We start from the raw sequence: 20,116 nt of genomic DNA on the forward strand, positions 1-20,116 counted from the left end.
CAACTAGCTATAATTGTATTTTTTGTCAAGGCGCAAAAATTGCGCCCGACAATTAGTTTTATTCCCACTCTATAGTTCCAGGTGGTTTAGATGTTATATCATAAACTACTCGGTTGACTCCTTTGACTTCGTTAACGATCCGATTAGAGATTTTTTCTAGTAAATCATAGGGAACTCGCGCCCAATCTGCGGTCATTCCATCTTCACTAGTAATTAATCGTAAGACTATGGGATGAGCATAGGTTCTGGTATCACCCATTACACCAACACTACGGATAGGTAATAACACAGCAAAAGCTTGCCAAAAGTCGTTATACATTCCCTGTTGATGGATTTCATCTCTCACGACATAATCAGCATCGCGAAGGATTTTTAATCTTTCAGGAGTCACTTCACCGATGATGCGAATCGCTAAACCAGGTCCGGGAAAAGGATGACGACGGATAATCTCATCAGGTAACCCGATCGCTTTACCAACTTTACGGACTTCATCTTTAAACAATTTCCTGAGAGGCTCAACCAATTTAAAGCGTAAGTCTTTAGGTAATCCACCGACGTTGTGATGACTTTTAATTTTAACTGCGACTCTTTCTCCCGTTTTAGGATCAACATTACTATCAGCCGATTCGATGACATCGGGGTAGAGAGTTCCTTGGGCTAAATAATCAAAAGGTCCTAGACGTCTTGATTCTTCTTCAAAGACTTGAATAAATTCATGTCCAATGCGTTTACGTTTTTCCTCTGGATCAGTCACACCTTTTAGTTGGGCTAAAAAGCGATCGCGACCATTAATATAGACTACTGGTATATGAAACTTTTGGTCAAATAATTCTACTAATCTTTCTGGTTCACCTTTACGCATGAAACCTTGATCGATAAACATACAGGTTAATTGGTCACCGATCGCCTCATGAAGGAGAAAAGCGAGGGTAGAGGAATCTACACCACCTGACAAGGCTAATAGTACTCGTTTATCTCCTACTCTAGCGCGTATTTCCCTAATTGCTTCTTCTACGAAAGCTTCTGTTGTCCAGGTAGGTTCGCAGTTACAGATATGGTAAACAAAGTTACGAATTAAAGCTATTCCCCCTTGAGAGTGAACTACTTCGGGGTGAAATTGGACACCAAAGAGTTTTTGTTCATGATTAGCGATCGCAGCCCCTGGGGTATTATCTGTATGGGCTAAAATAGTAAATCCTGGAGGTAATTCTGTACAGGAATCTGCGTGACTCATCCACATTGTTGAGCCATCTTCCACGTTGGTGAGTAAATCTGTGGGGTCATTAATGTATAATGGTGCTTTACCGTATTCTGCTAATTCTGCTCTTTCTACCTTGCCACCTAATTGTTTTACCATGAGTTGCATTCCATAGCAAACTCCTAGAATAGGTATTCCTAGATGCCAAATTTCGCGATCGCATTCTGGGGCATTAGGATCATATACTGAATTAGGACCACCCGAGAGAATAATTCCTTTAGGATTGAGTTGACGTATTTGCTCTGCGGTGGTACGGTATGAGAGAACTTCTGAATAGACTTGGGTTTCTCTAATTCTTCTAGCGATTAATTCAGAATATTGAGAACCAAAGTCGAGAATTACGATCATTTGGCGATTAAGTTGATTGCTTAGGGATACAGTGGCTAAATCTGCTGTATCGCTGCTATTGGTTTCGATGTCTGTACTCACTCTTTAAATTTATCCTTCCTTTGTTCTATTGTACAATTAAATTTGAGATAATTTTTTGTCCTTGGGTACTAGAGATAATCACCTGACGTTGACGATCAAAGAGAAGACATCCTACTTTTAGCTGATCGTTGTTACTTTGTTTTTTGATATATGCTTGTGAACGTTCATCGATGCTAGAAGCGATCGCCTCATAGACTTGATCTACCCAATTACTATTATTTTGAATATCTTCCTGACGTAAATAAGTTAAAGCTTCTTCTGTAGTTTGACTAGCAAATACTGTTTTTATTATCCTACTTGGTGGGTCTAAAACTGCTAAATTAGAGGTAAGAATTTCTAGACGACCATCTGCTAAGTCATGGTGTGTATGAAAGATTCCCCCTGCTAATTTAATTAACTTCCCATGATAACCAAACAGTAACAAAGACTTTAGGGAAGTTAACCCCGCAGCTGCTAACATTGGACCTAACCAGTTAGCGGTTTTAATCATTTGTTGGGGATTTATACCCATTTTGGCGGCTAAATCCAAGCCATTTTCTCCCACACAAAAAACCAAACTATCAAACTCAGAGGCTTTTTGCAACAACTCTTGATGATATACTTCTAACTGTGCAGGAGCGCTCAAGGGTTGAGATATACCAGTCGTTCCAAGTAGTGACAATCCTTCAACCACCCCAAAAGCTTCATTAGAGGTTCTTTCTGCTAACTTACGACCTTCGGGTATAATAATAGTTACCTGAATATATTCAGTAGGAGAGATTAACTGAGAGACTAGATTAACCGTCAACAAACGTTGAGCATAACTATATATTGCTGCTTTGTTATCATAATCAACTAGTCTCCCCACTCCCTCTCCACCAACAATAGTAACTGGTGTCTTAGCTGTGGTTAGTCTTTCTACGATAGCCCAGATAGGAGTATTGCGGGTTAAATCCAGGTTATCACCAGGATCGCTGCGAGTAATGGCTAAAGCTTGATAATCATTAAGTTTAGCTGCTTGTTCGATGGGTATAGTTACCTTTTGGGGAGGATCTAATAAATCTATAGTCACCGTCTCGGGTGATGTTTCTAGCAAACAACGATAAGCAGCTAAAGCTGCTGCACAAGCAAATACAGGTAGGGTATATCCAGAACGAGGTTGATTAGTAGCTGTCAATTTTAGTTAATTATATGTATCCTAAAGAATAAAGTTAGCACGAGAAGCGATAGTGAATATAGTTGATTACCTCCGTATCAGTTTAATTGACCGTTGTAACTTTCAATGTCAGTACTGTATGCCTGAAGGAGCAGAACTTGATTATATTTTAAAACAAAACCTGCTAACTAAAGGAGAAATTTTAACCCTTCTCCAAGAAGTATTTATCCCCCTAGGATTTCAGAAATTTCGTCTCACAGGTGGTGAACCCCTTTTACGTCCTGATGTGGTAGAAATTGTTAGAGAGATTGCTACTCTCCCTGCAACAGAAGACTTAGCCATCACTACTAATGGCTTTCTATTGCCATCTCTAGCCCAACCACTCTACGACGCGGGTTTACGAAGGATTAATATTAGTATAGATTCCCTTGACCCTGATAATTTTGCTCGCATTATTGGTAAAAAAGGGCGTCAACATTGGCAACAAACCTGGAAAGGTATCCAAACCGCTTACCAAGTAGGTTTTAACCCTCTTAAACTCAATGTAGTAGTGATTCCTGGGGTTAATGACCAAGAAATCCTGGATTTAGCGGCTTTAACCATTAATCAAGCGTGGCACGTACGTTTTATCGAATTTATGCCCATTGGTAATCAAGACTTATTTCAACAACAAGCTTGGATTCCTTCAGCCCAATTACGAGAACAAATTCGTCAACGTTGGGGGTTAATCGAGTCGCAAATCACGGGTAATGGTCCTGCTGATGTGTTTAAAATACCTAAAGCGATGGGTACTCTTGGTTTTATCAGTCAGATGTCAGAATGTTTCTGCGATCGCTGTAACCGTATGCGTCTCTCGGCTGATGGTTGGTTACGTCCTTGTCTGCTTAATGAAACTGGACAAATTAACCTTAAAACCGCTTTACGTGAAGGAGTAGAATTAACTCAGATCAGAAAACAGGTGGCGCAATTATTAGCTATTAAACCAGAAATTAACTATAAAAACAGAGACTCAGGTACTCAAGGAGAAACCTATTCTCGGACTATGTCCCAAATTGGCGGTTAAAGCCATTCTAACTCTCTTTGGACTAAATTTATAGCTAATCTTATTGCTCCAGAACCTATAATCATCTTATATTTCTTAGTAGAATTAGTCGCATTTGTATCTAGCATAACTATATTACCATGCCACAGATTATTATCTCTTGTCCACTTAATCTTAGTCAATTGTTCAACCTTGGTTAAATCAAAAACATGACTACTTCTATTATAAGTTAAATAGAGTAACCTTCCTAAAACTTCTAAGCCAACACTTGTACCTAAGATACAATTATCTCTGAAGTGATAAACATCTTCTACGGTTAAATCATTAATATTATTGTTAAAAATATAACTAGTTTCCGCACATTGATTAAAAAATAAACTCAAACAATCTATTAATAATTTAGCGGAATTTTCTACCGAAAAACTTTTTAAATCATCATCTGCATTATTAGTAAAAGTCAAACTGATAAATCTCACCAGGTTATTAGTGGTATAAATTAGCTTTTTCTTAGCTGAAGCAGAAGCCTTGATTTTTTCGGTTTTATCCTGAAACATAGGGAATTGGTCGATGAGAATTTTACTGATTCCAACTCTTCCTTCAAATTCACCAAATGATAATAATAAAGACTTATCTAAAGCCTTAGTTAAAGCCATATCGCGGAAATCTGTTTGACATTGTCTAAAATCTTTCTCCAGAACTATAGTAATCGGAAAGTCGTTATTACCAATTAATTCTGCTTGGGGACCTTCGATTAGTTCATGAATAGCTCTTTTTCTATGCTGACCATCGGTAATATCTAGTTTAACGCTTCTAGGGATAATAACCAAACAAAAACCACGACCTAAATTAATAATCTCGATTTTCTCAGGATCAACATTAGCGGTTAATGTTCCTACTAACCAAGGTTGATCATTTTCCACTCTACCAAGAATATACTCCTTAATTTCCTCGGCGTGACCTTTTACTTCTGGTCGATTTTTCCCCGAGTCAGGATCATTGTTAGTAGAGGGTTTCGCTTGTAAAAGCGTTGGTAATTCATGGGCTGGTACGTTTATTTGTAACATAGTGCGCTTGCCTTGCTCAAAAATTAAGCCTGGATAACACTTGTCCCTGTAATATTTGTTAAAATATGTTTGCAGAAAGTTGGCTAGTTCTTGATTTTCACTCATAATTAGGTTAAAAGTAGTTATAAGTTAAGTATAACAGATTGAAACATGACTAATTCACAAATACCTCTATTTCCTCCAAGGACTACTGCTGAGTTAGTAGATGATATCGCTAGTCTAAGTCAAGAAATACAGGATTTATACTGTTTAGACGATATACCCTGGGTAGTTGGCTATAGTGGGGGTAAAGACAGTACAGCAGTCTTGCAATTAGTCTGGAATGCGATCGCCTCTCTGCCACCAGAGAAACGACATAAAACTATTTATGTAATTACTACAGATACTAGGGTAGAAAATCCTATCGTTTCTCTTTGGGTTAGTAAATCCTTAGAAATAATGAAGTTAGCAGCCCAAGAGCAGCAAATGCCCATTGAACCCCATTTATTACAACCTTCAGTAAAAGATAGTTTTTGGGTATGTTTAATTGGTAAAGGTTATCCCTCACCAAGAACAGGATTTCGTTGGTGTACTGATCGTCTGAAAATTCAACCAGTTAATCATTTTATCCGTCAAATGGTGAGAAAACATGGGGAAACTATCATTATTTTGGGCATTCGCAAAGCTGAGAGTATAACTCGATCAGCTAATATGAAAAAACATGAAGCGGGGAGATTAAGAAATCATCTTAGCCCTAACGATCGCTTACCTAATTCTTTAATTTATTCTCCTATAGAAGACTGGCGAACCGAGGAAGTCTGGTTATATTTAATGCAGTGGCCAAATCCCTGGGGTAATGATAATAAAAACTTATTTAGTATGTATAAAAATGCGAGTGCAGACAACGAATGTCCCCTTGTAATTGATAACTCGACACCTAGTTGTGGTGATTCTCGTTTTGGTTGTTGGGTTTGTACTATAGTAAGTCAAGATAAATCCATGGAAGCAATGATCCAAAACGATGTAGAAAAAGAATGGTTACAACCACTTTTAGATATTCGTAATGAATTAGATGTACAAGACGATCGCGATAAACGAGACTTTCGTCGTATCCATGGTAACGTAGCCTTATTTGAAAGAAATATCTCTGGTAATATTAGTGTTGAACCAATACCAGGACCATATACCAAAGAATCAAGGGAATATTGGTTAAGAAAACTTCTGCAAGCCCAAATAGAAATACGCAAGAATGCACCAGAAGATATGGGAGAAATAACCCTAATCAGCGAAGGAGAATTAAGAGAGATTAGGAGAATCTGGTTAGAAGAAAAACACGAATTTGAGGATAGTTTACCTCGCATTTATCAAGAAGTAACAGGAGCAGAATTTCAAGACGATAACCTCAGTAGAGTTAATATCCTTTTAGGTGGGGATGAATGGGATTTACTTCAAGATATCTGTCAAGAAGATCAAATGCACCTAGAATTAATGGCAAAATTATTAGATACAGAACGTCAATACTATACCAAATCAAGAAGGGTAGGGATTTATGATACCCTAGAGAAGTGTTTTGCAACTAGTTCACGCGATCGCACCTCAGCTATTGAAAGAGCACATCTTAGCCGAAACCTACAAAACGCTGTAGCAGAAGCAGACGTAGATACAGTCAAACAACTTACCTGGGGAACATTAAAATTCCCTAATCAATCCTAAACATGATTTTTCGCGAACTAGTTTTAGAAAACTTTGGACCATATCGAGGACGTCACGTTATCGATTTAAGCATAGAATCTAATCGTCCCATTATTTTATTGGGGGGGATGAATGGGGGAGGTAAAACAACCCTCATGGATGCGATTCGTTTAGCTTTATATGGACAACGAGCACAATGTTCCACTCGTGGTAACCTTAGTTATAGCGATTTTCTCAGTCAATGTGTACATTCCCAAATAGCTATGGGAGAAGGAACTAGGTTAGAATTAGCCCTAGAACATGTACGTCATGACCAATGGGTAGATCTTAGGATAGTTAGAAGTTGGACAAAACCCCCCAAAGATGGTAAAGATCAATTAGGTATCCTAGAAAATGATTGGCCCGATACAGCTTTAGCTAATACCTGGGATGAGTATATTGAGAATATCCTACCCATTGGTATCTCTAATCTATTTTTATTTGATGGAGAACAAGTTAAGGAATTAGCCGAATTAGAATCACCACCAGAAACCGTAATTAACGCTATCTCCACTCTGTTAGGTTTAGAATTAGTGGAACGTCTCGATACAGATTTAGACGTGTTAGCTAATCGTAAACGTAAAGCTTTAGCTAGTAAAACTCAGTTAGCTACTTTAGAAGCGATCGAAGGGAAGTTACAACAACAGCAAGAAACTGCTACTAAAACTAAAGAAGAGTTAGTCTCCCTAGAAAATCAACTTCTCAAAGCACAACAAAAACATCGTGACACCGATACAGACTTTAGAATTGAAGGTGGAAAAATAGCCGCCGAAAAAAGTAAATTAGAAACTGAACTTAGGAATATCTCTCTGTCTCGGGATAATCATCGTGATCAGTTACGTCAGTTAAGTCAGGAGTACCTACCTCTAAGCTTGATTTTACCACTACTGCAACAAGCTAAAACTCAAGCTCAAATAGAGTTAGAATATCAAGAAGCGAAAATAACCCGAGATGTATTAGGGAAAAGAGATGAGAAGTTATTAAATTATTTAGCTCAACTGGAGTTAACAGAAGAGATAATTAGTAAAGTTAAGGAGTTTCTCACTACAGAAAATCAACATCTAACCGAGAAAATCACTAATCATCCTACTCCCTGGTTGGGTTTGGATACAGAAGGGTTAAAAGCTTTAGAAAATACGCTCGAGAATCAGTTACCCCAACAGATGGAGTTAGCAACAATAACTCTCACCACCTTGACAGAATTAGACAAACAAATCGAAAGTTATGAGAGACGTTTAGCTGTAGCTGCTTCTCCTGAAGCTTATGAAAAGTTAGCAGCAGCTGTACAACAAGCCCAACAAGAGTTATTATCAGCTCAAAGTGCTTATGATTTGGGTAAACGTCGTTGGGAAGAAACCTTAAAAGCGATCGCTTCTACTAAAAAAGAGTTAGAACAATATACCGAACAAAGTTTACAGTATCAGGATAATGAGCATATTATTCAATCTATCACTAAGGTTAAAAAAACTTTACAATTATTTCGCGAACGTCTCACCCTGAAAAAACTCAATAAATTAGAAACAGAAGTAACCGACTGTTTTCGTTATCTTCTCCATAAATCGGATTTAGTCTATCGTGTCTCTATTGATACCCAAAACTTCTCCCTGACTCTCTACGATTACCAAGGAAAATTAGTACCCAAACACCGACTCTCCGCGGGAGAAAAACAAATGTTAGCGATCGCCTTTTTATGGGGTTTAGCTCGTGTATCAGGACGTAGTTTACCTATAGCTATAGATACTCCTCTTGGTAGGTTAGACTCCTCCCATCGTTATAATCTAATTGAACGTTATTTCCCCTCTGCTTCTCATCAAGTAATTCTCCTTTCTACTGATACCGAGATAGCACAAACAGAAGTTAAAATACTACGAAAAAATCAGGCGATCGCCCGTGAATATCTACTTAAATACGACTCTAGTCAACGTCAAACCGCTGTTAAACCAGGTTATTTCTGGTGATTGACACTCCCCCTACTCCCCCTCTCCGAAGTCTCCCTTCTGTTATATTTTTAGCTTTCTTTCAATCCATTTCAGATTAATCTTTGCCTATCTTGCTATAATGAATAAAAATTTAACAAAACTTTAAAAAAGGGGGGAAGAGATGGTTAGTACACCCACAAAAAGATTAACTATGCAAACAAGTAGTCTAGTCCAAGATACAACAGCCATACGTTCCCTAGATTGGGATCGCGATCGCTTTGATATCGAATTCGGTCTCCAAAATGGCACTACCTATAACTCCTATATCATCAAAGGAGAAAAAACTGCTCTTATCGATACATCTCATGCTAAATTTCGCAATCTTTATCTAGATAACCTTAAGCAACTAATTGATCCAAGTACCATAGATTATTTAATTATCAGTCATACAGAGCCAGATCATAGCGGTTTAGTTAAAGATATTTTACAACTTGCTCCCGAAGTAACCGTAATTGGGTCAAAAGTAGCCTTACAATTTTTAGATAACTTTCTTCATCAACCCTTTAAACGTCGTCAGGTAAAAAATGGGGACCAATTAGACTTAGGTAATGGTCATGTTTTAGAGTTTGTCAATGCACCAAATCTCCATTGGCCCGATACTATCTTAACCTATGATCACCTCACTCAGACAATTTTTACCTGTGATGTTTTTGGGATGCACTATTGTAGTGATGCTCTCTTCGATGAGAAATTAAGCAATATAGCCCCAGATTACCGCTTCTATTATGAATGCTTAATGGGTCCTAACGCTCGTTCCGTAATAGGCGCTATGAAGCGTATGCAGCCCTTAGGAGAGATAAATTTAGTAGCTAATGGTCATGGACCTTTACTCAAGTATAATATTCAAGAGTTACTGCAAAATTATTGGGATTGGAGTCAACAAGTCGCTAAAGCAGAAAAAACTGTAGCTTTATTCTACCTCTCAGACTACGGTTACAGCGATCGCCTCTCTCAAGCTATCGCCAAAGGAATCAACAAAACCGAAGTAGCGGTAGAAATGGTAGATCTCAAAACCGCAGATCCCCAAGAAGTACAAGAGTTAGTTAAAGAATCACAAGCAATCGTACTAGGAATGCCTTCTCTTTCAGGTAACAACCTCTCAGAAACCACCACCAACTTAGGAACGATTTTAGCAGCAGCGCACCCACCCCAATTAATTGGTCTCTATGAGTCCTACGGCGGTGATGACGAGCCAATTGACCCACTTTTGACTAAATTAATCGAAACAGGGCTACAACAAGCCTTTAAACCGATAAAAGTGAAAAATACTCCCGATGAAGCCCTCTATCAACTCTGTGAAGAAGCGGGCACAGATTTAGGTCAAGCTTTAACCCAACAAGAGTTAATTAAACAACGTAAATCCCTAGATAATGAATTGAGTAAAGCCATTGGGCGCATTAGTGGAGGCTTATATATTATAACCGCCCAAAAAGGTGATAGCCGTAGTGCGATGTTGGCTTCTTGGGTATCTCAAGCTAGTTTTGACCCACCAGGTTTAAGTATAGCTGTCGCTAAAGATAGAGCAATAGAATCTCTGATGCAAGTAGGCGATCGCTTTGTCTTAAATATCCTCGAAGAAGGTAATTATCAAAACTTGATGAAACACTTCCTCAAACGCTTCCCCCCCGGTGCGGATAGATTCGCAGGAGTTAACACCCAAACCGCTAGTAATGGTTCACCAATTCTCACCGACGCTTTAGCCTACTTAGAATGCGTTGTGAGTAGTAGAATGGAAACTAGCGATCACTGGATAGTTTATAGTGAAGTTAGCCAAGGAAGAGTATCTAAAGCGGAAGGATTGACCGCTGTTCATCATCGCAAAGTAGGTAATTATTACTAAGTTATCCAAGTTGGAATAGGCTTAAAATATTTAGGTCTATTTCCATTTCAACCAATCGTTAATTAAAACTAATTATGACACCTGCTGTTTTAGTAGAAAACTTACAAAAATCCTATGGCTCAGTAACCGCGGTTAAGCAAATATCCTTTAAAGTACAACCAGGGGAAATATTCGGGTTACTAGGTCCTAATGGTGCAGGAAAAACTACGACAATTCGTTGTATCTGTACCCTAACTAAACCCGATGGGGGTAAAATAGAAGTATGTGGTCTATCGGCGATCGCCAATCCTACCGCGGTACGTCGTCAAATCGGTTATGTAGCTCAAGAAGTAGCGATCGATAAGATTCTCACGGGTCAAGAATTACTAGAGTTACAAGCAGCATTATATCATCTCCCTCGCACTCTAGCTAAACAACGTATCCCTGAATTAATCGAATTACTCGGCTTAACTAACTACGCTAACCAAAAAACAGGGACTTATTCTGGTGGGTTGCGTCGTCGTCTGGATTTAGCCGCAGGTTTACTCCATAAACCCGAAGTGTTAATCTTAGATGAACCTACTGTAGGTTTAGATATCGAAAGTCGTCTGGTAGTTTGGAATTTTTTACGCAGTTTAAAAGAACAAGGTACAACAGTACTAATCACCAGTCACTATCTAGAGGAAATTGATGCACTCTGCGATCGCCTGGCTATCATTGACCAAGGTGTAGTTATCGCCGAAGGTACACCTAGTCAACTTAAAGATAGAATAGGAGGAGAACGCATTACCTTACGTCTCAAAGAATTTGCTACAGTAGAAGAAGCAGAACAAGCTACTCTAGCCCTAAAAACTCTACCCTTTGTGCAAGAAATCATCACTAATCAAGCTCAGGGTAATTCTCTCAACCTGGTAGTAACTCCAGAAGCTAACTGTTTAAGCCAAATAGAGCAAACTTTAACCAAGGCTAACTTCTCTATTTTTAGTATGACCCAATCTCGCCCTAGTTTAGATGATGTCTATCTAGCAGCTACAGGAAAAACCCTGATGGATGCAGAATTAGCAGCACAGGGTACAAGAGATCTCAAAGCTGAAAAAAAACAACAAATGAAATAAGTTAAATAACTATGAGTCAAAGTCTAACAACTACCCAATTTAGAGAAAATACCTTATCTACGACTAATCCTGTTGGGGATTTTATTCAAGAAACCCTAGCTTTAACCAAACGTCTATTTATTCAACTATTAAGACGTCCTTCCACTCTAGTAGCTGGGGTGATTCAACCCTTTATCTGGTTGATCTTGTTTGGTGCTCTTTTTTATAATGCACCTGTTGGTCTTTTTGGTGATGATACCAATTATGCTAGATTTCTCGCTCCAGGAATTATCGTCTTTACCGCTTTTTCTGGTGCTTTAAACGCAGGGTTACCCGTAATGTTCGATCGCGAGTTCGGTTTTCTTAATCGTCTTCTCGTCGCTCCTCTTGCTTCTCGCTACTCCATTGTAGCTGCATCTACTATTTATATAGTGGCGCTGAGTTTTATTCAAAGTAGCGTAATCGTTATGGCTAGTGCTTTTGTAGGGGCAGGATTACCTAATCTAGTAGGATTAGCAGCGATCGCCCTGATTGTACTCTTAATAGTCTTAGGGGTAACCGCTTTAAGTTTAGGTCTAGCTTTTGCTTTACCTGGTCATATAGAATTAATCGCGATCATCTTTGTCGCTAATCTTCCCCTACTTTTTGCTAGTACCGCTTTAGCTCCACTTAATTTTATGGCAGTATGGTTACAAGCGATCGCCCTATTTAATCCCTTAACTTATGCGATCGAACCGATTCGCTATCTTTATCTACATCCCGATTGGAGTTTAACTAGCACTGTTTTACAATCTCCCTGGTTATCCCTTAACTTTACTCAAGTTATTTTCGTACTGTCACTCTTTGCTATTTTTGCTCTGATTGCGATTCAACCTCTGTTACGTCGTCGTCTATCATAAGTAAGATCATGTTTACTTTAAAATCCCTTTCCCTAACCTTATGTTGTTGTGTTTCCTGGTTTTATCTGTTATCTCCTGCTTTAGCTCAAGTTAATTCTACAGATAATCCCAACTATCAACAAAGCGAGTATAATTCTCTGACAGGTCCTGCGGGATTAAACCCTCTTGATTTGATTCATCGTGCTAATTTCGGTACATCGAGAACCTCAGACCAATTTCAAAGCGATAGTCAACAAAACTTAGACAACGCTGCAACGGACTTTAAACGTCAGCAACAAGAACTCTGGGAAAATCAACAACAAACTACCCCAGAATAATAATAAGTAAACCAAGAATGGTTATAGCCGGCAAGAGGGAGGCGATGGGGGCTCTTAAGGGTAGGTTTTTAACATTTCGGTGAAGATGAGACTCTCGGAGGAAAGAAGACAGGTAGAAAAGGTGGATAATACACCTGACGGTGTTTTTGTACTATAATATATATACTTCCTTGTCCACTTTCCCAGATTGTCTTCGGAGTCTCACCCTAACTACAAAATCTTGGTAAAAAACATACCCCTGAAAGAGAGAGGGGAGTAGGGAGTATGATATATAAGAATAATAACACTGTTCCACCGTTCCACCGTTCTACCTAACTCAACAAAAGCATTTTATTTTCCATACCTTGACTTTGGCATCCTGGTAATTGTGGACAATAGCCATAGTAACCATCGAGATCTTTTTCGACAATAATACTAATTTTATAAAACATTGAATAACTCCCGAAAGCATAGGATAATGATAGTATTTTCCAATACCGTTTTGACCCAGTAATTATGCAGTTTGCTAAACGCTTAGACAAGATTCCTCCTTACTTATTCGCTGAACTCGATCGCCAAAGAGATGAACTCATCAGCAAAGGTGTTGATATCATTAATATGGGAGTAGGAGACCCTGATCAGCCTACACCTGCACACGTGGTTAGTACTATGCACCAAGCTATTGATGATCCTTCTACCCACAATTACCCTCCCTATCAGGGTACTAAAGAATATCGTCAAGCTGCGGTAGCGTGGATGGAAAAACGCTTTGGTGTGACTGGATTAAATCGGGATCTTGAGGTAGTCTCCTCTATAGGTTCTAAAGAAGCTATTCATAACACTTTTTTAGCTTTTGTTGAACCAGGAGATTATGTACTCATACCTGATCCTGGTTATCCTGTTTATCGCACTTCTACTATTTTTGCAGGTGGCGAATCCTATGTCATGCCTTTGTTACCTGAAAATCAGTTTTTACCTGATTTAAGCACTATTCCCTCAGATATAGCCCGTCAAGCTAAATTATTGTGGATTAATTATCCTAATAATCCTACAGGGGCGATCGCTACTTTAGAGTTTTTCGGTGACTTAGTGGCTTTTTGTCGAGAATATGATATCCTACTCTGTCACGACCATGCCTACTCAGAAATGGCTTATGATGGTTATCAACCTCCTAGTATCTTACAAGTTCCTGGAGCTAAAGATGTAGCGATTGAGTTTCACAGTACATCAAAATCTTATAATATGACAGGATGGCGTGTAGGCTTTGTGGTTGGTAACGCTACTGGGATTAAGGGATTAGGTCAAGTTAAAACTAATGTAGATTCTGGTGTCTTTAAAGCTGTCCAAAAAGCCGCGATCGCCGCTTTCGGAACTCCCCCTACTGACTTAGCTAAGCTCATGTCTGTCTATCAACGTCGTCGGGATCTGATTGTGGAAGGGTTACAATCTTTAGGATGGCCCATCGAAGCGCCTAAAGCTACTCTCTATGTTTGGGTACGCGTTCCTTCTGGTTATACTTCGACAGAATTTGTTAGCCTATTACTAGAAAAATGCGGTATTCTTGTTCCACCAGGAAATGGTTATGGTCAAGCGGGAGAAGGTTTCTTCCGTATTGCTTTAACTGTAGCTGATGAACGGATTAAAGAAGCGATTCAACGTCTTAAAGAGGCGGGAATTAGTTATCAATAACCATGATTAAAGGGGTAGTTCTGAGTGAACTTACCCCTATGGTTATGCTTCTAAACTGAGTAAAGCTTTACTGTGGACTACAGTAGCTATAATCACGGTTTCTGCTTCTATTTGGTAAATTACCCGATAACTGTAAGTTAAGACTTCCCTCAGATTAGCATCATCACACTCAAAAACAGGATTACCTGCAAAGGGCGAATGACGTAACTGTCTGACTTCCTCTAGTAATTTTCTGACCATAGCTGCAGCATAGGAAGGCGAGTCACGCGCAATATAACTCGCGATCGCCTCGATGTCTCCAATTGCTTCTGAAGACCAAACTACCTGATAAGCCATTTACCTAGAATTCCCTCCGCTTCTTCTTGTTTAAACTTTTTACCCTGTTTGACGATTTCTAAGCCTTGATGAATTTTTTCGATAACATAGATATGGTACTGAATGTCTTCTACAGCAAATTCCTCGGGTAATTTAGTTAAGAGCGATACTAATTTTTGTTTGAGTTTCTTCATCAGGCTTGATTTGGATTAGAAATTGGCTCTGAGTTAATATACTATCCGATTATGGTCAATTTTACTTTAAGAATATGTTAAGTATTTTTACTATCAGAAGCATTTTTATGTAATATTTACTTGATTAAGCGTTATACATAATATACTAATAATTAAAGACAAACCAGGTTGTAAGCACTAACTAAGGATGTCAAGTATGACAACTAATCAATCAATCAACCTCAATTCTATTTGTGATGGAGTAGTCAGGATACTTTTTTTAATTCACAACAAGCATCCGAACTGGTTAAAAGAACAGTTTAGAAGTTATCCATGGCAAGATGTTAATTTTCAAAACAAGTTCAAACAAAAATTACAAAAAAAATTTAACAACATCGAAAATCATGATGATTTAATCAATAAGTTAATAGATTTACTCTCTTATTTAGTTTATCCAATTTTTTTCAAATCTTTTTATTTTCGAGAGTTTATGCACAATGCTATTAACTATCATTTCACGAATAATCATCAACAAGAACTAGATTTTTACTTAGCCATTTTATTATTAGATACCGAAAATCTCTATCTTGATATTAACAGCGAAAAATTTTTAAGTACAGTATGTTATTATCCCATTAAGTTAAAATTTGCTTTTGGTAATTGGCGCAACCTAGGCAAAAAAGACGTAGAATTTTACGAGAGAGGATATGAATTATTACACGTTCCACCTGGAAAAAATAGCGCTGATTTAAAAATGATTTCCTTTGGGTCATCAATTTGGTTAAATTATCCTAAAGCAAAAGAAGTCTTAATCTGTTCTTCTGATGGAGATTTAAATCATTTATCAACAGCATTACAACATCATGGTCTGACGGTTTATAAAGTCTCTCGTCGTGGCGATGAGTTAATAGTTTTGAATAGTCAAACTGCACAAATGCAAAGATTTGCTCTCAGTAAAATTACTGAATATCCTAGTATCAATCAATGTTTTGAGGAAGTAAAAAGTCTAATAACCAGTGAACAAAAACGAACGGGTAAAATCTGGATTAAACTAACACGTCTGATCCAAATGTTTAAGAAAAAGCTCAATTTAAATTTATCAGAAGTAATAGAATATTATTTCCCCCAACAAGGAATAGAAGAGGTATTATCAGACTCAAAACATGGTTTAGTGTTTCATAAACCTACTTCAGATAGTGATGTATATCTAACGGTTTTTACTGATAAAGTTGACGAAAGTATTAAAGAAAAAGAAATAGTCAAAATAGATTCTCCCGTTAACTTAGAAATCGTTTTAGTGAGAATCATCCGTAAACTAATTCAAGAATCAAACCAAGAATATGTACCTATCAGTCAAGTAGCGAGTGAGTATCAAAAGAAGTACCAAGTTTCTATTACTAAAACCATGGAGAAGCTGCAATTAGGCAAAAAATTTGCCCAACTGATCGCTTCCTATGAATCTTTAGAACTTAAAAAGCAAGAAAGTGTTTACTATGTAGGAATTAATTATTGATTATACCATAACGAGCAGAGGATTGACCGGATAACCAACACCACATCTGATCACCTAAACAAAAATGCCACCATTCCCCGGGATGACGACAGAAACCAGCGTGACACATAACCTCATTTAGTAACTCTCGGCGTTGGTGATATTCTTGAGAAGATGAATCCTGTTGAGCCAAATAATAATCGGGATGAGATCGCGGGGATAACTCATCAATAACCGAACCAAAATCAAGAATTAAACCCCTATCATCAATTATAGTCAAATCTACTGCACCTCCTGTGCTATGGGGAGGGGGAGTCAGGGGGTTAGTACTAGGGATAGCCCAAATCTGATAGACTTGTTCATAAATAGCCTCAATTTCAGTAGGAGTTAAATTATCTTTAACCAATCCCTGAGAGATTAAACAGCTATTAAAGGTATAGTCAACCATAAACTGTTGTACAGCAACAGGACGATAAGCGTCAAAAATATGCAAGCGCCAATTAGGGTAAAGTTGTTGTAGATTGTTTTGGGCGTTTTGTAAAGCTTCGACAACCCCTTCACGCAGATAATAGGGAGATAACCCCCCATAATTTGCCCCTAATTTAAGATAGGGGGGAGGAGATTCGACAGAGAAGATATCTAGGGGAATCGCTACCAAAGATTCTCCACAGTCTTGAATAGCTATCTGATGATAGGGTTTTAACATTTGTCTCAATCTATTTCAAATAATATTGGGGATAAACGGGTAATCGTGGAACTAAACGCCAACCCGCGCTAGCTAGAATATCGCTGAGTTTATCTATTTGTAAATGCTCAAAATCAGGGTTAACCACGTCTATTGGTCCAATTCCGCCTAAATCCCTTGCTCCTGCTTCTAGACAAGCTAAGATAAATTTAACGTCAGGTACTAAATTAGGGGGAATCTGAATAGTGATACTTTCAGGAAGAAGCGATCGCGCAATTTTGATTAAATCAATCAACTCTTGAGGAGAAAAAGCAGCAGCAGTAAAAGATTGTTTTTGACCGGGGCTATGAGGTTGTAAAATAACCTCTTGGATATGACCCCATGAGGATTGTATTTGAGCGATCGCTTCTAAGGTTTCGATTCTGTCTTGGGGAGTTTCCCCTATCCCTAAAAGTAAGCCTGTAGTAAAGGGTATCTGTAATTCTCCCGCCCAAATCAGTTGTTGTAAACGCAATTGGGGGACTTTACTAGGTGCGTGTTTATGTACAGTTTCTAATAATTTTGGTGTCAATTGTTCTAACATTAAGCCCATGGAGACATTGACTTCTTTGAGTTTAGCCATCTCAGTAAAAGTTAATGGACCTGCGTTAGTATGGGGATAGAAACCTAGATCTAAAGCTAATTTAGACAAATCATAGATTAACTCTAACCAAGCTTGACGTCTAGACTCTTGGGGGTGAACTTCCCCTGAGAGAATCAGAATTTCTGTGACACCACTATTTTGTAGCTTTTCTAATTGTCTTCTTGCTTCTGTAAGGGTTAACCAAGGACTTTTCCCTACATCAGTGCGAAAGTTACAATAACTGCAACGATTAAAACATTCATAAGTAGGAACTAGGGTATAACTAGGACTATAAGTAATGATCTGCTTATTTGACATAATTACCAATCTGACTCTTGATAATCGATTTCGAGCGGTTCCCAATTTTCCCCTAAACTCTCGGTTAAGGGTTGAACTACTTTGTCTAAAGCGTCTTTAACAAAACCTTTGACGAATTCATCTTTACGACTGAGTTTAAACTGTTCTTTAACTACTTCTGTAATGCCACCGTCTCCCCAATCCTGATCTTGGCGAAAATATTCGACAAAACTTTTACCCGCAATGCGCGTTAAATAAGCTGCGGTTACTCCTTGAATCGCTTTTCCTAAAACATAGGTAGCTATATTCAATTGCAATAATTTGGCGAATAAGTCTATAGCACCTTTGACTACACCTAGACTAATTAGGGTTTTACCTAAAGATAAGGCTAACTCTTGTCCGCGATCGCGATTTAGTTCACAACCATAGACTTGACCGATTTCTACCACCATTTGGGCGTTAACAGCAGCTGTAGCTAACATATCCACCACGGGTAAGGGAGTCATAGCGATTACTCCTGCGCCAATCCATTGATAGCGATCGATGATTCTGTCTGCTTGTCTTTTCCGTTGTTCTTCCAGAAGCGATCGCGCTTGCTCTCCGAGACGTTGAGATTGTAAGAGAATGTTATCAGCGATTAAATCTTCACCTTCGGCGCGTAAAATCGCTACTAAACGACGAATCAAGGGGAGAATCTCTGGTTCAGGATTTACTAAATCACCACTAGCTAATTTTACTGGTTGGGGGTTAGCAGCGATGGCGATGATATCTTGAGGAGATAAAAAAGCTTTCACCCTCCGTTGTAGAGTAGTCAAGATTAACTCCCCATCTTCATCGCTATAGAGGTCAATTTTATTAAAGATTAACAGCGATCGCTTACCGATTTCTACTAAAGTTTTTAAAGGTTCATATTCTGACTGACGTATATCATTATCAACCACGAACAATAATAAATCAGCTTCGGTAGCCAATTCACAAGCTAAATTTTCTCTTTGGTTTCCTTCTATCCCCATTTCTAGGATTCCTGGAGTATCAGTAATAACGATCTTTCTGGTTAATCCTGGTAGATGAAGAGAGTAGCTTTCTCCTAGTTTAGTAGTTCCCATAGTTGCTTCAACTTGACCGACTATTTCTCCGAATAAAGCGTTAACTAGGGAAGTTTTTCCCGCTGATCCCGTTCCAAAAATAATGACCTGATACTCTCCCCTGGCTAAATTTTCCTCTATTTCCTGAGACCGTTTTAACAAAGCTTCTCTAGCTACTTCATCCTGTACTTGTTCTAATTGTTTACGTATCGCTTTGAGAGTTTCGCTAGCTGCTGTGGTTTTTTCTAGGGGAACTTCTAATTTTTTTCTCCCTGATTTTGGGGATTTACGAGAACCTCGCAACCAAGGTATATTAAAGTAATAGAGGAAAACCCCGATCAATGTGGCTAGTAAAGCTATCAACAAGATTACCAACAGATTAGCTAACAAAGTACTAGTAAAAGCAATCTGAATATAGAGTTGAGAGATAGACCCAATTAGCCACAACATCAACCCAATAATCAAACCTACACCGAAGATAATCGTCAGGAAACGAGGTAAAGACATAAGTTACCCGCCGCTAATTTTTGCTTTATATCCTAGTTTAATCAAAGTTTGTCGGATCTTTTCTTTGTGGTCTCCTTGAATCTCAATAGTATTTTCTTTGCTTGTACCTCCACTACCACATTGGGTTTTTAACTGTTTGAGTATTTGGTTAAGAGTTTCAGGCGTAGTGACAAAACCGCTGATAATCGTTACGATTTTACCCTTACGTCCCGCTTTTGAGGTTTGTATTCTCAGGTTTTGTTGTTGGGGTGGTAAATCAAGGGTTTCTGCTTCTTCTGTTTCTCTCGTACCGAATTCTTGGTAAACGACGCGTTTTTTTTCTGAAGGCATAATATTTTAGGTACTCATGCAATAGGAAAATGAAGAATGAAGAATTAATTGTTTTTTCGCACATTCTCAATTCTAAATTTACCTCACAACATAAATCTTAACCTTAACCGAGTAGTATTGCTCCTAACACCTAATACCTAACTTCGTTACTTTTATTTACATAGATTGTCCTGGAAATCCATTTACAATAGAGATA

18 protein-coding genes and 1 pseudogene are annotated in these 20,116 nt (G+C 38.3%); 9 read left to right on the forward strand and 10 right to left on the reverse strand.

Annotation, left to right across the window (positions count from 1 at the left end):
* Window positions 1-58: 58 nt before the first annotated feature.
* Both EA365_10925 and EA365_10930 read right to left on the reverse strand, forming a co-directional pair.
* Window positions 59-1,606, reverse strand: a complete 1,548-nt coding sequence (locus EA365_10925; protein TVQ44120.1) for a glutamine-hydrolyzing GMP synthase — start codon at window positions 1,604-1,606, stop codon at window positions 59-61.
* A 106-nt stretch (window positions 1,607-1,712) separates the two neighbouring features.
* Window positions 1,713-2,843, reverse strand: a complete 1,131-nt coding sequence (locus EA365_10930) for a cobalt-precorrin-5B (C(1))-methyltransferase (GenBank protein TVQ44083.1) — start codon at window positions 2,841-2,843, stop codon at window positions 1,713-1,715.
* A gap of 52 nt (window positions 2,844-2,895) precedes the next feature.
* On the opposite strand from EA365_10930, the gene moaA reads away from it, so the two are divergent.
* The gene (moaA, locus tag EA365_10935; protein TVQ44084.1) at window positions 2,896-3,885 is read left to right on the forward strand and encodes a GTP 3',8-cyclase MoaA; all 990 of its coding nucleotides are present in this window, start codon (window positions 2,896-2,898) and stop codon (window positions 3,883-3,885) included.
* On the opposite strand, the gene EA365_10940 is transcribed toward moaA, so the two are convergent.
* On the reverse strand, window positions 3,882-5,033 hold the full coding sequence (locus EA365_10940) for a DGQHR domain-containing protein (GenBank protein ID TVQ44085.1): 1,152 nt from the start codon (window positions 5,031-5,033) through the stop codon (window positions 3,882-3,884). The two genes, moaA and EA365_10940, sit on opposite strands and share 4 nt — an antisense overlap.
* Window positions 5,034-5,078: 45 nt before the next feature.
* Here EA365_10940 and dndC point away from each other — a divergent pair, with 45 nt between their 5' ends.
* From dndC to EA365_10970, 6 genes are all read left to right on the forward strand, one after another.
* Complete coding sequence (dndC, locus tag EA365_10945; GenBank protein ID TVQ44086.1) at window positions 5,079-6,620, forward strand: DNA phosphorothioation system sulfurtransferase DndC; 1,542 nt, start codon at window positions 5,079-5,081, stop codon at window positions 6,618-6,620.
* Between the two features lie 2 nt (window positions 6,621-6,622).
* Entirely contained in the window at window positions 6,623-8,596 is a 1,974-nt protein-coding gene (dndD, locus tag EA365_10950) for a DNA sulfur modification protein DndD (protein ID TVQ44087.1), read from the forward strand.
* Between the two features lie 142 nt (window positions 8,597-8,738).
* Window positions 8,739-10,457 (forward strand): MBL fold metallo-hydrolase, encoded by a 1,719-nt coding sequence (locus EA365_10955; protein ID TVQ44088.1) that lies wholly within the window; start codon window positions 8,739-8,741, stop codon window positions 10,455-10,457.
* 74 nt (window positions 10,458-10,531) lie between these two features.
* A complete protein-coding gene (locus tag EA365_10960) occupies window positions 10,532-11,551 on the forward strand; it encodes an ATP-binding cassette domain-containing protein (protein ID TVQ44089.1) in 1,020 nt (339 codons plus the stop codon).
* A gap of 11 nt (window positions 11,552-11,562) precedes the next feature.
* Window positions 11,563-12,429, forward strand: coding sequence for an ABC transporter permease (locus EA365_10965; GenBank protein ID TVQ44090.1), 867 nt, complete (start codon window positions 11,563-11,565; stop codon window positions 12,427-12,429).
* Window positions 12,430-12,437: 8 nt separating this feature from the next.
* Complete coding sequence (locus EA365_10970; protein TVQ44091.1) at window positions 12,438-12,746, forward strand: hypothetical protein; 309 nt, start codon at window positions 12,438-12,440, stop codon at window positions 12,744-12,746.
* Between the two features lie 341 nt (window positions 12,747-13,087).
* Here the strand turns inward: EA365_10970 and EA365_10975 are convergent.
* Window positions 13,088-13,177: pseudogene (locus EA365_10975) on the reverse strand (type II toxin-antitoxin system HicB family antitoxin).
* Window positions 13,178-13,241: 64 nt separating this feature from the next.
* Here EA365_10975 and EA365_10980 point away from each other — a divergent pair.
* Window positions 13,242-14,414 carry a pyridoxal phosphate-dependent aminotransferase gene (locus tag EA365_10980; GenBank protein ID TVQ44092.1) on the forward strand — a complete coding sequence of 391 codons (1,173 nt, stop codon included), beginning with the start codon at window positions 13,242-13,244 and terminating at the stop codon, window positions 14,412-14,414.
* A gap of 42 nt (window positions 14,415-14,456) precedes the next feature.
* On the opposite strand, the gene EA365_10985 is transcribed toward EA365_10980, so the two are convergent.
* Together EA365_10985 and EA365_10990 are read right to left on the reverse strand one after the other, a co-directional pair.
* The gene (locus EA365_10985) at window positions 14,457-14,750 is read right to left on the reverse strand and encodes a type II toxin-antitoxin system RelE/ParE family toxin (GenBank protein TVQ44093.1); all 294 of its coding nucleotides are present in this window, start codon (window positions 14,748-14,750) and stop codon (window positions 14,457-14,459) included.
* On the reverse strand, window positions 14,735-14,923 hold the full coding sequence (locus tag EA365_10990) for a hypothetical protein (protein ID TVQ44094.1): 189 nt from the start codon (window positions 14,921-14,923) through the stop codon (window positions 14,735-14,737). The genes EA365_10985 and EA365_10990 overlap by 16 nt, the downstream gene beginning before the upstream one ends.
* Window positions 14,924-15,110: 187 nt before the next feature.
* On the opposite strand from EA365_10990, the gene EA365_10995 reads away from it, so the two are divergent.
* Complete coding sequence (locus tag EA365_10995) at window positions 15,111-16,415, forward strand: NYN domain-containing protein (protein ID TVQ44095.1); 1,305 nt, start codon at window positions 15,111-15,113, stop codon at window positions 16,413-16,415.
* Here the strand turns inward: EA365_10995 and EA365_11000 are convergent.
* Genes EA365_11000 through EA365_11015 form a run of 4 tightly spaced genes read right to left on the reverse strand, consistent with a single transcriptional unit; the run spans window position 16,405 to window position 19,920 of the window.
* Window positions 16,405-17,100, reverse strand: a complete 696-nt coding sequence (locus EA365_11000; protein ID TVQ44096.1) for a D-alanyl-D-alanine dipeptidase — start codon at window positions 17,098-17,100, stop codon at window positions 16,405-16,407. The genes EA365_10995 and EA365_11000 overlap by 11 nt on opposite strands.
* Before the next feature lie 10 nt (window positions 17,101-17,110).
* On the reverse strand, window positions 17,111-18,019 hold the full coding sequence (gene cofG / locus EA365_11005; GenBank protein ID TVQ44097.1) for a 7,8-didemethyl-8-hydroxy-5-deazariboflavin synthase subunit CofG: 909 nt from the start codon (window positions 18,017-18,019) through the stop codon (window positions 17,111-17,113).
* A 2-nt stretch (window positions 18,020-18,021) separates the two neighbouring features.
* Entirely contained in the window at window positions 18,022-19,590 is a 1,569-nt protein-coding gene (locus EA365_11010) for a DUF697 domain-containing protein (GenBank protein TVQ44098.1), read from the reverse strand.
* Between the two features lie 3 nt (window positions 19,591-19,593).
* Window positions 19,594-19,920, reverse strand: a complete 327-nt coding sequence (locus EA365_11015; GenBank protein ID TVQ44099.1) for a translation initiation factor — start codon at window positions 19,918-19,920, stop codon at window positions 19,594-19,596.
* Window positions 19,921-20,116 lie beyond the last annotated feature (196 nt).

The sequence above is a fragment of the Gloeocapsa sp. DLM2.Bin57 genome, from assembly GCA_007693955.1.
Lineage (GTDB): Bacteria > Cyanobacteriota > Cyanobacteriia > Cyanobacteriales > Gloeocapsaceae > Gloeocapsa.

Excerpts from the sequence above, each read along its gene's own strand:
- EA365_10925 (TVQ44120.1), bottom strand. The coding sequence starts at position 1,606 with ATGATCGTAATTCTCGACTTTGGTTCTCAATATTCTGAATTAATCGCT.
- EA365_10940 (TVQ44085.1), bottom strand. The coding sequence starts at position 5,033 with ATGAGTGAAAATCAAGAACTAGCCAACTTTCTGCAAACATATTTTAAC.
- dndC (TVQ44086.1), top strand. The coding sequence starts at position 5,079 with ATGACTAATTCACAAATACCTCTATTTCCTCCAAGGACTACTGCTGAG.
- dndD (TVQ44087.1), top strand. The coding sequence starts at position 6,623 with ATGATTTTTCGCGAACTAGTTTTAGAAAACTTTGGACCATATCGAGGA.
- EA365_10955 (TVQ44088.1), top strand. The coding sequence starts at position 8,739 with ATGGTTAGTACACCCACAAAAAGATTAACTATGCAAACAAGTAGTCTA.
- EA365_10960 (TVQ44089.1), top strand. The coding sequence starts at position 10,532 with ATGACACCTGCTGTTTTAGTAGAAAACTTACAAAAATCCTATGGCTCA.
- EA365_10965 (TVQ44090.1), top strand. The coding sequence starts at position 11,563 with ATGAGTCAAAGTCTAACAACTACCCAATTTAGAGAAAATACCTTATCT.
- EA365_10970 (TVQ44091.1), top strand. The coding sequence starts at position 12,438 with ATGTTTACTTTAAAATCCCTTTCCCTAACCTTATGTTGTTGTGTTTCC.
- EA365_10980 (TVQ44092.1), top strand. The coding sequence starts at position 13,242 with ATGCAGTTTGCTAAACGCTTAGACAAGATTCCTCCTTACTTATTCGCT.
- EA365_10985 (TVQ44093.1), bottom strand. The coding sequence starts at position 14,750 with ATGGCTTATCAGGTAGTTTGGTCTTCAGAAGCAATTGGAGACATCGAG.
- EA365_10990 (TVQ44094.1), bottom strand. The coding sequence starts at position 14,923 with ATGAAGAAACTCAAACAAAAATTAGTATCGCTCTTAACTAAATTACCC.
- EA365_10995 (TVQ44095.1), top strand. The coding sequence starts at position 15,111 with ATGTCAAGTATGACAACTAATCAATCAATCAACCTCAATTCTATTTGT.
- EA365_11000 (TVQ44096.1), bottom strand. The coding sequence starts at position 17,100 with ATGTTAAAACCCTATCATCAGATAGCTATTCAAGACTGTGGAGAATCT.
- cofG (TVQ44097.1), bottom strand. The coding sequence starts at position 18,019 with ATGTCAAATAAGCAGATCATTACTTATAGTCCTAGTTATACCCTAGTT.
- EA365_11010 (TVQ44098.1), bottom strand. The coding sequence starts at position 19,590 with ATGTCTTTACCTCGTTTCCTGACGATTATCTTCGGTGTAGGTTTGATT.
- EA365_11015 (TVQ44099.1), bottom strand. The coding sequence starts at position 19,920 with ATGCCTTCAGAAAAAAAACGCGTCGTTTACCAAGAATTCGGTACGAGA.